The 14190-nt window shown below is 66.9% G+C and carries 10 protein-coding genes; 5 read left to right on the top strand and 5 right to left on the bottom strand.

Annotated features, from left to right (window positions below):
• Window positions 1-27: 27 nt before the first annotated feature.
• The 5 genes from C6W88_RS11425 to C6W88_RS11405 all read left to right on the top strand — a co-directional run bounded on the left by C6W88_RS11425 (window position 28) and on the right by C6W88_RS11405 (window position 5574).
• A complete protein-coding gene (locus C6W88_RS11425) occupies window positions 28-1647 on the top strand; it encodes an MFS transporter (RefSeq protein ID WP_108132517.1) in 1620 nt (539 codons plus the stop codon).
• Entirely contained in the window at window positions 1644-2813 is a 1170-nt protein-coding gene (locus C6W88_RS11420; RefSeq protein ID WP_231498615.1) for an ABC transporter substrate-binding protein, read from the top strand. The genes C6W88_RS11425 and C6W88_RS11420 overlap by 4 nt, the downstream gene beginning before the upstream one ends.
• Entirely contained in the window at window positions 2813-3817 is a 1005-nt protein-coding gene (locus tag C6W88_RS11415; RefSeq protein WP_108132516.1) for a FecCD family ABC transporter permease, read from the top strand. The genes C6W88_RS11420 and C6W88_RS11415 overlap by 1 nt, the downstream gene beginning before the upstream one ends.
• The gene (locus C6W88_RS11410; protein ID WP_108132515.1) at window positions 3814-4884 is read left to right on the top strand and encodes a FecCD family ABC transporter permease; all 1071 of its coding nucleotides are present in this window, start codon (window positions 3814-3816) and stop codon (window positions 4882-4884) included. Before C6W88_RS11415 ends, C6W88_RS11410 begins: the two co-directional genes overlap by 4 nt.
• A gap of 66 nt (window positions 4885-4950) precedes the next feature.
• Window positions 4951-5574 (top strand): RraA family protein, encoded by a 624-nt coding sequence (locus C6W88_RS11405; protein ID WP_108132514.1) that lies wholly within the window; start codon window positions 4951-4953, stop codon window positions 5572-5574.
• A 78-nt stretch (window positions 5575-5652) separates the two neighbouring features.
• Here the strand turns inward: C6W88_RS11405 and C6W88_RS11400 are convergent, their stop codons facing one another.
• The 5 genes from C6W88_RS11400 to C6W88_RS11380 all read right to left on the bottom strand — a co-directional run bounded on the left by C6W88_RS11400 (window position 5653) and on the right by C6W88_RS11380 (window position 13850).
• Window positions 5653-7803: an IucA/IucC family protein gene (locus C6W88_RS11400; protein ID WP_108132513.1), complete on the bottom strand. Its 2151-nt coding sequence runs from the start codon at window positions 7801-7803 to the stop codon at window positions 5653-5655.
• 105 nt (window positions 7804-7908) lie between these two features.
• On the bottom strand, window positions 7909-8673 hold the full coding sequence (locus tag C6W88_RS11395) for an HpcH/HpaI aldolase family protein (RefSeq protein WP_108132512.1): 765 nt from the start codon (window positions 8671-8673) through the stop codon (window positions 7909-7911).
• On the bottom strand, window positions 8667-10751 hold the full coding sequence (locus tag C6W88_RS11390) for an IucA/IucC family protein (RefSeq protein ID WP_108132511.1): 2085 nt from the start codon (window positions 10749-10751) through the stop codon (window positions 8667-8669). Before C6W88_RS11390 ends, C6W88_RS11395 begins: the two co-directional genes overlap by 7 nt.
• 8 nt (window positions 10752-10759) lie before the next feature.
• Complete coding sequence (locus C6W88_RS11385; protein ID WP_108132510.1) at window positions 10760-12031, bottom strand: type III PLP-dependent enzyme; 1272 nt, start codon at window positions 12029-12031, stop codon at window positions 10760-10762.
• Entirely contained in the window at window positions 12024-13850 is a 1827-nt protein-coding gene (locus tag C6W88_RS11380; RefSeq protein ID WP_108132509.1) for an IucA/IucC family protein, read from the bottom strand. The genes C6W88_RS11385 and C6W88_RS11380 overlap by 8 nt, the downstream gene beginning before the upstream one ends.
• Window positions 13851-14190 lie beyond the last annotated feature (340 nt).

Below are 14190 nucleotides of genomic sequence, written 5' to 3'. Positions count from 1 at the left end.
CCGCTTTCCAGGACTGTGAGACGGTTCATGTTCCAGGCCCGGCCCACCAACACACTCGCCAAGGCCCCTGCGTCGCGGGGTGCTGAGCCGTCTTCCGATGCCTCGTCGAAGACCCGCGCCGGGGGAGCCTGGGTGCTGGTCAGCGTGTTGTTGGGCACCTTTACCGTCAGCCTCAACAACAGTGCACTGAACCTGGCGGTGGCGGAGCTGATGGCGACCTTCGATGCCAGCGCCAGCCAGGTGAACTGGGTCATCACCCTGTTCATGATCAGCATGGCCATGACCATGCCGCTGACCGGCTATCTGGCCGACCGCTTCGGCCGGCGGGTGATCTACCTGCTGGGGCTGGTCGGTTTTATCGCCGGTTCTGGTCTCGGCGCCGTGGCCGACAGTCTAGACAGCATCATCATCGCCCGGGGCGTCCAGGGCATGGCGGCGGGGCTGATGATGCCGCTGTCGCTGGCGCTGATCTTCGCCGCCTATCCGCCCGAGCAGCGTGGCCGCGTCAGCGGCATCTGGGGGTTTGCGGTGATGATCGCGCCGGCCATCGGCCCAAGCGTTGGCGGCCTGCTGCTGGAGGTCAGCCACTGGCGGGCGCTGTTCGTCATGAATCTGCCCTTTGCGCTGCTGGGGCTGGTGGTCGGCTGGCGATGCCTCCATCGAGAAGCGCCCAACCGTGCCAGACGCTTCGACCTGCCGGGCTTTGTGCTGATCACCCTCGGTATGGGCGCGGTGCTGTTTTCGCTGAGCCGAATCGACAGTCTGGCCGAACTGCTCACGCCCTCGGCGCTCGTCCCCCTGGGGCTCGGACTTGCCGCTCTGGCAGGGTTCGTGGTGGTCGAACGGGGTATGGAGTTCAAGGCGGGACGAATGCAGGAACGGAAAGCCGACCCCACAGCAGTCCAGGGCACCCCGGCGCCTTTACTGTCGCTGTCCCTGTTTGGACACCGCGCCTTTCGCCTGAGCGTCGTCCTGGCCTGCCTGCAGTCCATCATCCTGTTCGGCTGCGTGCTGCTGGTGCCGCTGTGGATGCACCAGGTGCTCGGGGCGAGTCCGCTGACCACCGGGCTTGTGTTTCTGGCCACGGCCTTGATGGCGTCGCTGTCTTCGCCCATCGCCGGGCGCATGATCGACCACCACCCGCCCCAGTGGTGTCTTCTCGCGGGCCTGATGCTGACCGCTGTCAGTCTGGCGGGGCTCGCGCTGATGTCGTCGGCGGCGCCAGCCTGGGTAGTAGGGCTGTGGATGGGGACGCGTGGCATTGGCCTTGCTGGCGGCTATCTGCCCTCCACCACCGTGGGCATGCGCGCCCTGCCCGACCGGGACATGGCCCAGGCTTCGGCCATGAACAATATGGCGAGGCGGCTGATCGCCTCGCTGGGTCTGGTGGCACTCTCGCTTTACTACGACACCCGCGTAAGTGGCGTCACCGCCACAGGCGTGAGTGCCGCCGAGGCCAGCGCCCAGGCCCTGCACGAGACCTTTATCGCCCTGGCCGCCATTGCCCTGCTGTGCCTGCCGCTGGCCTGGGCGCTGGGCCGAGAAATCGGCCGCTCGTCGGGGCGCCAGACACGCCAGTCTCCGGGGCGCCAAGAAAACCAGGCCTCCGCCCAGCCCGCAAGCTCACGTGACGGAACCTCCTCATGACCCCCACGCCATCTCTGCGACCGCCGCCGCACTCACGCTTGAGGCCGCCTCCTTCCCGGCAAGCCCCCTCAGTGCTGCGCAGTCTGTTGCTGGTGCTCGGGCTGTTCGCCGGTGTGCTGGCCTTTGTGGCACTCGCCCTGCTCGCCGGGATGCTGTTGTTTGCAGGCACTGCCGAGGCCGACATCAGGGCTGATACAAGGACTTATGCAAGGTCTGACTCGGCGGCCGCTGCCCCGGCAGTCTCCTCGGCTTCGGCGCCACGTCTGGTCACGCTGTATCAGGGGGCCACGGACAGCGCCGTGGCGCTGGGGGTAACGCCCATCGGGGTGGTCGATGCCTGGATGGAGAAGCCCACCTATCGCTACCTGCGCGAGGCGCTCGATGGCGTCGAGCACGTGGGCCTGGAGACCCAGCCCAACCTGGAAAAAGTGGCCTGGCTCGATCCCGGGGTGATCGTCGCCACCCGCTTTCGACACGAACGGGTGCGCCCGCTGCTCGAGCAGATCGCGCCAACGGTGTTCTCGTCCACGGTGTCTGACTTCAAGGCCTCGCTCACGCTGGTGGCGGCGGCGACCGGGCGCGAGGCCAGGGCCGAACAACTGCTGGCCTGCTGGGACGACCGGGTAGCGGATCTGCGCGCGAAGATTTCCACGGCGCTGGGCAACGCCTGGCCACAGAAAGCCGCGGTGGTGCGCTTCAAGAGCGACCACGTGCGTCTGTATTCCTCCGGCTTCGCCGGCAGCATCCTGGAGGAGCTGGGCTTCCGCCAGCCTGACGCCGCCGCAGACCAAGGCTGGGGCATGAAGTTGACCAGCGAAGAGAACATCCCCGCGCTGGACGCCGACGTCATCTTCGTGCTGCTGGAAGACGACCCTGCGATCCATGACACCTACCGCCACTGGACCGCCCACCCGCTATGGCAGCGACTCACCGCGACCCGCGCCGACCGAGTGTACGAGGTGGACACGGTCAACTGGATCATGGGCGGCGGTATCCTCGCCGCAAACGCCATGCTCGATGACCTCTATCGCCACTACGGCCTGGCGCCGCAGGCGCTCTCCCCTTCCTGCGCGCGGGGTGACGCGCTCGGTGAGGAGCCTTCAGCTGTGAAAGAGCCTTCAGCTATTAAAGAGCCGTCGCCCACAACAGACGAGGGTGCAGCCTGATGCTGGAACGCACCTCGACCCGGGCCGCCGGACTGATCCTCGGTACCCTGCTGCTGCTGGCGGCGTTCGGCGCCAGTGTGGTCCTCGGCACCACCGAGATCACGCCGCTGACCGCCCTTGAGGCCGTCACCGACTACGACGGTGGCAGGGTCAGCCATATCATCATCCTCAGCGAACGCCTGCCCCGGGCGGTGATCGCCACCCTGACCGGTGCAAGCTTGGCGGTGGCAGGTGCGCTGATGCAGACCATGACGCGCAACCCGCTGGCCTCGCCAAGCATCCTCGGCATCAACGCCGGCGCCATGTTCTTTGTGGTGGTGGCGGTATCGCTGCTGCCGCTGCACACCCCCGGTCAGTACGTGTGGGCGGCCTTGCTCGGCGCGCTGGTCGCCGCACTCGCCGTGGTGGCGCTCAGCCGTGGCCGGCGCGGCGAGCTGTCACCGCTTCGAGTCGTGCTCGCCGGGGTGGCGGTGACGGCGATGTTCGTGTCCTTCAGTCAGGGCCTGTTGATCATCGACCAGCAGAGCTTCGAGAGCGTGCTGTACTGGCTGGCGGGCTCGGTCTCCGGGCGCGAGCTTGAACTGGTGGTGCCACTGCTGCCGCTGTTTGCCCTGGCCCTTGCGATCACCGCGGCCCTCGCCCGTCAGGCCAACGCCCTGCTGCTGGGCGATGACATGGTCACCGGCCTCGGCATGCGCGCCGGCACCCTGAAGCTTACCTTGGGCCTGTGCGTGATCCTGCTGGCCGGCAGTTCGGTGGCGCTTGCCGGGATGATCGGCTTCGTCGGCTTGATCGTGCCACACATGGCCCGCGGCCTGGTCGGCATCGACCATCGCTGGCTGCTGCCGGCGTGTGCGCTGCTCGGAGCCACGCTGCTGCTGGTCGCCGATATCGCCTCGCGCTTCCTGATAGCGCCCCAGGAGATCCCGGTCGGTGTCATGACCGCACTGATCGGCACGCCCTTCTTTATCTATCTGGCCCGCAAGAAGCAGGTATCCGCATGAACAGCTTGTCTGGCGCCAACGCCGAGTCCGCCACACGGGAACAGACACCGGGCCATACGCCGGGCCATACACAAGATCGGGCCAACCGACGCTATCGCCGCCTGGTAGCGCTGCTGGCGCTTGCGCTGGTGGCAAGCGCAGGCCTGTCGCTGTCGCTGGGCAGCTTCCCCACTCCACCCATCGAGGTGCTGAAAGCCCTGGCCGCGCCCCAGGCCAGCGACATCGGCTTTATCGTCTGGGAGTTGAGGCTGCCGCGCATTCTGCTGGCGGTGCTGGTGGGGGCGGCGCTGGCGGTGGCCGGCGCGGTGCTGCAGGGCATCGTCAGAAACCCGCTGGCCTCGCCGGATGTGATCGGTATCACCAGCGGCGCAGCGCTGGCGGCGGTGGTATTTTTGGCCGGTTTTGCCAGTCAGCTGAGCATCCACCTGCTGCCACTCGCGGCTCTGGGCGGCGCCATAATAGCCACCGTGCTGGTGGTGGCGCTGGCCTGGCGCAAGGGGCTCAATCCCAGCCGGGTGGTGCTGGTAGGTATCGGGCTGTCCGCCGCCATGGGGGCGGCGACGACCCTGCTGATCGTGATCAGCGACGACGCCTCGGCGCTGCACGCCTACGTCTGGCTCACCGGCAGCCTGTATGCGGCCCAGTGGCGCCATGTGCTGTCGCTGCTACCCTGGCTGCTGGTGGCGATTCCGCTGTGCCTGAGCCTGGCTCGGCATATGGACGCCCTGGCTCTGGGCGACGCCGTGGCCGTCGGGCTCGGTGTCGATGTGCTGAGAAGCCGGCTGATTCTGCTGGCCCTCAGCGTGGCGCTGGCCGGCGCGGCGGTGGCGTTTGCCGGAGGACTCAGCTTCGTCGGCCTGGTGGCACCCCATCTGGCGGCCCGCCTGGTCGGGCGCAGTCTTGCACGGCTGGTGCCGGTGGCGGCGCTGTGTGGCGCGCTGATCGTGCTCTACGCCGACTTGATCGGCCGAGTGGCCTTTCTGCCCAAGGACCTGCCCGCCGGGGTCTTCGTCTCCGCGGTGGGTGCGCCCTTCTTCGTCTATCTGCTCTATCGCACCCGGCAGTAATGGTGCTAGGTGCCTCGCCGTGCTCTGGTCAGCACTTGCTCAGCAACACGTCCGACAGGAGGTCCAATGTTCCATATTGCCCGACGCAGGGACAGCTTCAGCCAGGCACAGATCGATCGCTTCGCCGGGCTTGCCACCTCGACCCTGGGCCACTTCAGTGACTTTGGCGCCATCGCCTCGCTCGAGCCTTTGCATCGTCCGGTACGCCTGGTCGGCACCGCCCTGACGGTCCGAATTCCTCATGTCGACGGCGCCATCATCCGCGAGGCGCTGACGCTCGCACGCCCCGGTGACGTGCTGGTGATCGACGTGTCCGGTGATCATCGTCGCGCCTGCTGGGGCGAGTTTCGCGCCTACGCGGCGCTGACCAAGGGACTCGCCGGTGTCGTCACCAATGGCGCTGTCACCGACAGGGAGACGCTGTCTCGGCTGACTCTGCCGATGTTTGCTGCAGGTACCAGTCCGCTGACTACTCGCTCGCTGTCGCTGGAGGGTGAGATCAACACCCCGGTGGCTATCGACGGGGTCTCCATCGCGCCCGGCGATCTGGTGCTCGGTGACGACGACGGTCTGTTCGTGGTGCCCCCGCACCGGGCCGACGAGCTGGCCGAAAAAGCCCTGGCCAAGCAGCAGGACGAAACTCGTCGGCGCGAGGCGATGCTCGCTGAGCATCCCGAATGGCTTCGCTGAATATCCCGTCTCTTGCGCACGAAAAAACGGCGGCATCGGTGTTCACCGATGCCGCCGCTCGTTTACCTGACGATGAGATCAGGCTTGCTGCAGTGTCCCCAGACGGTCGGCTTCGCCAGCACTACCGACACCCTGTTCAACACCGGCAGTTGCCTCGGCGTTCTGAGGCGTCAGCGCCCCCTGGCAGGCCCTCAGCGGATTGACGGTCTCGCTGACGCCAAAAGGCATGCTGCCGGGGCCGCCCGCACGCTCGATGATCGGGGCGATCAGGCGCTTGTAGGGCCAGCGCTCGCGCTCGAACAGCGCGGACTTCAAGGCGTTGCGCTCGGCGGCATCGAAGGGCACGGCGTCGAGCTGGGCCTTGAGCTGAACCGCCAGATCCCGCCATAGCGCGCGCTGGCAAAGGCCATAGTGCCCCGCCAGGGTGTCGATGATGGCGCGCAGGTTGACCTGGATCGCCAGGGTCTGCAGCCAGAACAACAGCGCCTCCTGACTGTCGTGGTAGAGGGTGTTGGCGTGACCCGGCTTGATCCGGTAGCAGGGATCCTGCATGCCGTGACGCTCGAGCTGGCCGACGTTGATACGAAGCGAATCATGATCACGCAGCAACAGTCCCTCGACCCTACCCTGGCGCACCACCAGCACGGCGTTCTGGCCGTGCACCTCCGCCAGCATGCCGAGCCTCAGCATGCGCAGGTTGATCTCGAAGAAGCGCGCACACAGCTCACCGAACAGCGCCTGTGCGCTCGCGGCGCTGGCTTCCATGCCACGCTGCACCATCCAGTCATCGAAGACGTGATGGGCGCTGATGCGTGCTGGACCTGACGCCCCGACCATCGGTAGCGGCGTACCCAGGGTCGCCATGGGTACCAGTTGGGTGCCGGCCTGCTCGAGCAGCGCCTGAGGATAGCTGCGCACCATGGCGCTCAGATGGCGCGGGGCCTCATCGAACAGACTGGCGTCCCCGGGCAGGTAGGCCCACCACTTGCCTTCGTCACACAGGTGCAAGGCGCTTTCCAGCAGTGGATCACGCTGCCGGGCTTCTTCCAGCAGCCGTGCGCTCAGATCGCCATTGATCATCTTCACCGCCGGCAGGTAGCGCGAGGCCCCCAGCGAGTGGATGGCCATGGGCAACTTGAGGCTATGCGCTGCGCCGTCTGACGAGGGCGCAGCCGGCAGCAGCGAGCGCAGCGACGAGGTCGGCCACCAGCGCCCGGCGCTAGCCTCCAGGGTGATGCAGTGACCAGCGGCAAAGTCCTCGGCGAGCCACTTCGGCAGGGCATGATCGTGCTGCCAGGGGTGCACCGGCAGCGCCAGGTGGCTATCGGCGATGCCCTTGGCGCGCATCTCATCGGAGAGTGCCTGACGCTCCTCGGCCGCGAGCAGCCAGTCTGCGGGTTGTTCCAAAGGGGCGCTCTCTCTATCGGCGCCCGAAGTCGCTCTAAAGGCGCCCGACTCCGCGCCGGCTGTCGCTCTATCGGCGCCCGAAGCCGCTCTATCGGCGCCCGACCCCACGCCGGCTGCGAGAGCCCCCACCCCTGCTCCATGGGTCAGCCGGTCACGCGCTACCGCCACCCAGTAGAGCTCGACGGGGTTGGCAAACTCGGCCATATAGGCGCGGTACTCGGCGGCGCTAAGCCCCTGCTTGGCCTTGGCGGTGGGATGGTAGGGCCGGTCGAGCAGCGACGCCCACTGCTCCAGAATGGTGAAGTGCTCAAGGGTACCCAGGGAGGCTAGATGGCGGGTATCCACGCCGTGCGCCATGGAGGCCGTGGCTTGCCATAGGCTGTCCTCAAGGGCGTCGAGAAAGACGCGCTGGCCCGGTGTCAGGGTCTGGTCATCGCCGCCGAACACCCGGCGCATCAATGCCACGGGGTCCAGGGGCGCCGGTGTTCCCCCATGGAGCGCCAGCACTGGCGTGCCGGGCACCTTCTGCCAGTCCTGGGCAATGCCGGGCTCCAGCAGCATCACCAGGCTGATCTTTTGGCTAGCGCCCTGATCCCGCTCTTGGCGCCACAATCGCGCTGCTGGATGGACCACCAGCACCTCATCACCAAACAGCTCAGCGGCAAACGAACGGGCATCGCTGTCATCACCGGCCAGCGAGTCGATCTCGAGGATCCCCTCGACCAGCAGGCCATCTACCAGCGACTGAAGGATCTGCTCGCTGGCCAGGCGCCTCGCCTGGGGTGAAGGAACGGGTGAAGAAACGGAATCAAACGCGGCCATATTGGGCTCTCCTTGCAACTGCAACAATCGGGGGCACCGACGAAGGCGCGACAGCAGGGTTCAGGGTTCGGGCAACAGGGGCACCGGAAGCAAGCGACAGGCACCTCATGCGCGTGCCTCCTTCAAGGCGCTCGTCAGGGCGCGAAAGGCGATGCCCCGCTCGTCGCCGAGCAGGAAGGTACGCACTCCGCGCTCGCGCCACTCGGCCTTGGCGTCCGCATGGCGCAGGAAGGCGGCGTAGGGAAGGCCGTGGTCCGCCGCGCGCTGCTGCACCCGGCAAACCGCTTTTAGCACCTCGGGGTGGGCGGTCTGCCAGCTCACGCCCAGGGACTGGGACAGATCGGCGGCGCCCTCCAGCACCAGGTCGAGACCATCGACGGCGCACAGCTCGTCGATGCGCTCGACGCCGGCCCGGCTCTCGATCATGGCAACGACCAGGATCTCGTCGTTGGCCTTTTGAACGTATTCGGCCAGGGAGTGCTTGCCGAAGGCACCTGGGCGCCCGGCGTTGAGGCTGCGCGTGCCCTGGGGGGCGTACTTGCAGGCACGTATCGCAGCGGCCAGTCGCTCGGGGTCTTCGACGCTCGGCAACACGATGCCCTGGGCGCCGCCGTCGAGCAGGCGCAGCAGGGTCTTGGGGTTGTCGTCGGCGACCCGCACCAGCGGCGTCAGCTCATAGCTCTCGGCGGTGCGGATCATGTGCTCGACGGTTTCCGGGTTGATCAGCACGTGCTCGGTGTCGATCACCACGAAGTCGAAGCCGGCTTCGGCGATCAGCTCGATCGACGCCGCCGTGGGCAACGAGGCCAGCACTCCGTAGACCTCGCGCTGCTCGCTTAGCGCACGTTTCAGGCGATTGGTTCTCAGCATGGGGTACGCTCCTGTGTCGCTGCAGCCTTCCCCGGAGTCGCAGATGCTGGGCGCGGCACCGGTGCATGCACGGCCAGGGGATTGGGCACCCGCTTGATCTGAGGCATCTCGTCGCCGAACAGCCGCCGGCGGGTCAGTGCTTCCACTTCCCACTCGGGGACGAAGACATCGAACAGGCGATAGCGCTCGGCGTGCTCTGGATGGGCGTCCTGGTAGGCGGTGATGACGTCGGCGACCATGGCCCAGAAGGCGCCCTCGGTGAGTCCGAAGTGACACTCGAGGAAGATCGCCATCTCGGCCAGGGCAATAAAGAAGAAGGCGTCGCAGGAGTAGTCGCGCACCGCCGCCAGGTCATCGGTAACGATAAAGGAGTTGCGGTTGCGCGCGGCGTGGGCCGCCGGCAACGGCTCCAGGCTGGGGGCCAGCTCGGGGCGGGCCAGCGCCGACGGACAGTAACGCACCCCGTCGTGGAAGTCCTTGAGTGCCACCCTTAGCGGCCAGCCATCACGATGGATCACCACGATATTCTGGCCGTGGGACTCAAGCCCCACCCCTTCGGCGAACAGCAGGTGGATGATCGGTAGGGTCGCCACGCTCACCAGTTGACGGGTCCAGGCGTCGCGTCCGTGACGGGCGATCCAGTCGGTGATGAAGGGCTCTGCGGGCGCCCCGTCCGGGTCGCGCAGACTCTGGCTCAAGCCGTTGAAGGGAACCGCCTGCTCGCCGGGGGCGAGAAAGCCGTCGATGTGCTCACGCCACAGCGCGCCGGCCTGGCCGTACACCTCGTCATGGCGAAGGCCGCCAAAGGCGCGTTCGTCCAGGGCAACCCCGGCCACCTCACCGAGGATCACGACGTTGGCCGCCCCAGCGCCGGCGTCGCTCTCCAGAAGCTGCTTGAGCCAGGCCGTGATGATGGGGCCGTTGGTGATGGTATGGCGCGCCAGGATGCGGGTACTGGAGGTGTTGGTGATCCCCAGCGCCAGCTTGAGATAGGGCGTCGGGGACGCACGTCCATCACTGTCCAGCGGCGCCAGGGTACGAATCGACTGCTGCGGACGATAGCGGGTCTCGCCCTCGCCGAGCAGGATGATCTCGCCGCTGGCAAGCTCCGGGTAGAGCGCGCTGACCAGCACGTTTTCCCACTGCCAGGGATGCACCGGCAACAGCACCGCCTGCTCGCGCGCAAGGCCACGCTCGCCTAGCCACTCGGCCAGACGCTGCCTGGCCGGCGATCCCTCGTCACCCAGCTCGGCATCGGCCATGGCCGCGAACGTCGCCATGGCGCCGAGATCAGGGACAGCGCCCTGGTGTGCCAGCCGCGCCGGCAGCGCCAGCCACAGCACCCGCAGCGGCTGGCCGAACTCGGGACCGAAGCGACAGTTGTCGCCAAGCGTGAAACCGAGGCGAGACTTGTAGCAGGGATGGTAGCTGTGGGCGTCGGTGAAGTACTGCTCCAGGGCGTCGGCGTCGAGCGTGTGAGGCGCGCTCTGGCCGTCGACGGGCGCTGCTGTCGAAGACTGCAGGTCCTTGATCAGGGTCTGCTTGAGCTCGTTGATAAACCCCGGCTGCAGCCGCCCTTGAAGGTCTCCCTCGGCCCTGGCGCTCAGCGTGGACGCCAGGTCGTCCAGAAACTCCGAGAGTGACGGCGACTGGGTCCGGCCATCGTGTCCGGCCAGAGCCGGCGCCTTTGTCGACGCCCGAGCCGACGCCTTTGTCGACGCAACAGCCAGACTCTGATGATCGAGGCGAATCAACGAGAAGCTGTGGCACAGCCAGCCTCGCACGCGATAGTCGCGCTCCCCCAGCGAGACGACGAAGGTGGTTTCACGCCCCTGCCCTTCACCCTCAGTCGGGGCCAGGTGCTCGCAGCGATACTCGAGCACGTCTTCGTACAGCAGGGTCTGCAGCAATTGGCCGATGACCCGCCGCTCGATACGCGGGCGATGATGCCAGCCGTCGGAACTGGCAAAGGGTACGGCGGCGGGAACAGCACTGGGAGCAACACAGGGGGCAACTCGAGGCGCGGCGGCGTCAGCGGACCCCGTCGCGGGCTCGGCAACGTAAGAAGGTGATGACATGATTAACCTCAGCGTGCGGTGTCGGATGACGCCCTGTCGGCGCCAATGAATATCTGCGGCGGCCTTGGGTGGCACAGAAAGTCGGCGTGGGAGATGTTGTAGCCGTAGGCCCCGGCCAGCGGCAGCACCAGCAGGTCTCCCGGGGCGACGTCGCCAATCAATCGATCGCGCCCCAGCACGTCCTTGGGCGTACACAGCTGCCCCACCACCGTCCAGGGTCGCTTCTCGCCGGACGACGCTTCGCCGCGCTCCCCGCTCGGCAGGTGGATGACCGGGTGGTCGTGGCCCTGGGCCGCGGGCAGTCGAAACTGGTGGGTACCGCCACGACAGACGACGAAGCCCTGACCATGGCTGTGCTTGGTGTCCAGCACCTCGATGGCGTAGTAGCCACAGAAGGCACTAAGGAAACGGCCGATCTCGAAGCGCACCCGCGGGGCCTGAGCCATCGCCTTGAGTCGCGCGTCCAGATGGGCGCACAACGCCTGCCAGTCGAACTGACGCTCGGGTTCGAACGGCGCCATGTAGTCGACGCCGATGCCACCCCCGACATTGAGCTGGGTGACCCTGGCGGGCGAGGCGGCGAGTGCGCGCCATTCGGGCCAGCGCGCCAGGTAACCGTCAAGCAGCGCCTGGTGGCGCGCCACGCTCGTCTGGTGGGACATGGCGTGGATATGAAAGCCGACCAGGCTGAGATGGGCAGCGGCGTCCACCGCCGCCACCGCCTCGCCAAGCCTGGCTTCGTCGATGCCGAAGGGGGTGGCGGTACCGGCCATGCGCAGACGACTCGACAGCGCCTCGGGCAGGGTCGGATTGATGCGGATCAGCACCGCCTGGTGACGCCCCCTGGCCTTGGCGAGTCGCTCAAGGCGCGCGATCTCGCCAAGGCTCTCCACGTGAAAGGCCTCGATGCCCTCGTCCATGGCCAACGCCATCTCCGAGTCGAGCTTGCCCGGCCCCGACAGCACCCAGGGCAGCGTGCTCGTCGCCTCGCGCATGCGCCCGATCTCGCCACCGGAGGACAGCTCGAAGCCGTCCACGATGGGGGCCAAGGTCCCGAGGACCGGCGCCTCGCTATTGGCCTTGATGGCGTAGTAAAGCTCGACACCGTCGGGCAGTGCGGACTTGATCGAACGCGCCCGGGCGGCCAGCGCCTCCAGGTCATAGAAGAAGGCGGCAATAGGATCTTGCGCTTCGGCCTGGTGGCAACGTATCGCCTCCCGCACCGCTGGCGGCAGCCGCTGGGCCTCGCTGCGCCCCGAGACAGCAACACTGTCAGCCATGGGCCACCTCCAGACGCTCACCTGCGAGCTGATGCCAGGGGTTGGGCAGCCACACATAGTCGGCGTGACGATCGGCCCGAGCCATCAGCCTGAGCTTGAGGTTGGTCTTGCACGGCAAGTCGCCGCCTGCGAGCAGGCCATCGAGCTCGGGCGTGGCGACTCCGAGCCGTTGCCTGACCCGCGAAAGCTCCTCCCCGGTGGCCTCCCACAGACGCTCGGCCAGGGCCGGGCGGCGCCAGCTCAACGCCAGGATCGCCTCGGCTAGGTGATTGACCAGCAGGCAGTAGGCGATGCGCTTCCAGCCCTTGTCGCGACTGTAGGTCATCGACGCGCGCACGCGCTCATCCAGCGTCTCGCCGGCGAGCCAGTCAAGGCCCTGATCCTCGGTCAGCTTGACGCCTTCGAAGTCGCGCAGCAGTACGCGACGGGGCCAGCCCTGGTCATGGATCAGCACACAGTTCTGCAGATGCGGCTCGACCACGATGCCATGACGGAAATACAGCGCCAGCACCGGCTCGACCAGGGCGCCAAGATAGGCCTTGTACCAGTCGACGATCCTGTGTTCGGGCACATCGTCGGCGGGGGCGCCGCTCACAGCAGCGGACGCAGGCGAACTCGCGCGCGCCACCAACGATGGCGCCATCGGCTCCAGTTCGGTGTCACGGGCGAATACCGTCGCCGCCAGCAGGCAGCGCTCGGCGCCGAAACGCCGACAGAAGTTCTCGCGCAGGATGACCCCGGTCTGCTCACGGAACCAGCGGCGCTGATCGTCGTCAGCGTCCTGCGGGGCCCAGTGCAGGGTGGCGGGCTCCCGAGCCAGCTCGAGGGTCTCGAGCGCCGGGTCTTCACTGTCGATCAAGCGACTCATGATGCGATCGATCACCAGGGTGCTTTCGAGCTCGTACCAGGCGTTCTTGCGCACGCAGTTGGTGATGCGCACGTTGAGCGAGCCCTTGATGAACCAGGGATGCTCGGGCGCATGCCAGGTACGCATCGAGGCGGTGGGCAGCGCCAGCGGGCCGCTTCTGCCCAGGTCGCGGATGCTGCCGTCGTTGATCCGCGCGGCAACATCCGGCGCCTGGCGAAACAGCTCGGCCTGGACCGGGTGCATGGCCAGCACCACCCGCCCGGCCTCGGGCTCCGTGCTCTGGTCGGCGGCCTGGCTGAGCACCTCACCGGGCTCCAGGCCATTGCAGGCGATCCGTAGCCCTTGCGCCGGAAACGAGAACTGGTGCAAGCGGGTACCCTGACCAAACTCGGGGGAGCAGTCCCTGCCCTGCCCCTTCAAGCCTTGCGGCCACTGCCTGGCCTTGGGGGTGGGGTGATTGGGATGGCCGAACCACAACCCCTGTTCGCTGGCGGCGTAGTCCTTGAGCGGGTCATGGGGGCGTCGCCGAGCGTCCTCGATGATGGAGGCCATCACCGCCTGGCTCTGCAGCACCTGGTCGCCGAACTCGGGGTTGGGGCTGGCCTCGCGCCAGGGGCCATCTTCCAGCAGGGCCGATACCAGCTCGTCGGTATCGGCCTCCCGCCAGGGCTGATCGAGGCTGCGGCGCAGATACAGCGGCGACACAACCTGATGGCAGCCCATCGCCGAGTGGCGATCGACCAGCACGAACAAGGTTAAAGAAGACGACCAGGCGACCTGCAATGGCAGGCCCTGGAGGCTCGTTGGCAGGCCACGCCTGTTGGCGGGCCAGTGGTGGCTCAACAGGTCGTGGGGGATAGCCACTTCCTTGATGATGCCGTTGAGCAGGGCATGCTGTGAGGCATGCCGAGCGATCTCGCCAGGGGTGCGAGTACATGGGGGGAATTGCATGTGCAACCTCCGCAAGGATTCCTTCCTTGTTTTGCTTCCCCGGACGTCGAATCATCGACGCCTTTCGTCAGGGGAAACCGCGCTTTCCTGGCTAGTCACTTGGCGAAGGGTTGTTGTTATGGCGTAGTTGTTATTGCGTACGTTGTTATGAAGTCGTTGATCTGAAACTGATTCTGTAGATGGCCTGAAAGCAGCCTCAGGCGCAGCCTGGTGTCATCGAAGCGGCACCACGGTCCGTCCGCGTGGACCGCCGCCGTCCTGGCGGCGGTCCGGGTCAGCCAAATAGCAGCGCTTTCCAGCAGCGGCGCTCTACAGCAGCGGTGCTTTCCAGCAGCGGCGC

This window comes from Halomonas litopenaei (genome assembly GCF_003045775.1).
In the GTDB taxonomy this organism is placed as follows: domain Bacteria; phylum Pseudomonadota; class Gammaproteobacteria; order Pseudomonadales; family Halomonadaceae; genus Halomonas; species Halomonas litopenaei.
Note: the sequence above shows the minus strand (reverse complement) of the source record. Positions and strands in the feature narration are given on the sequence as shown.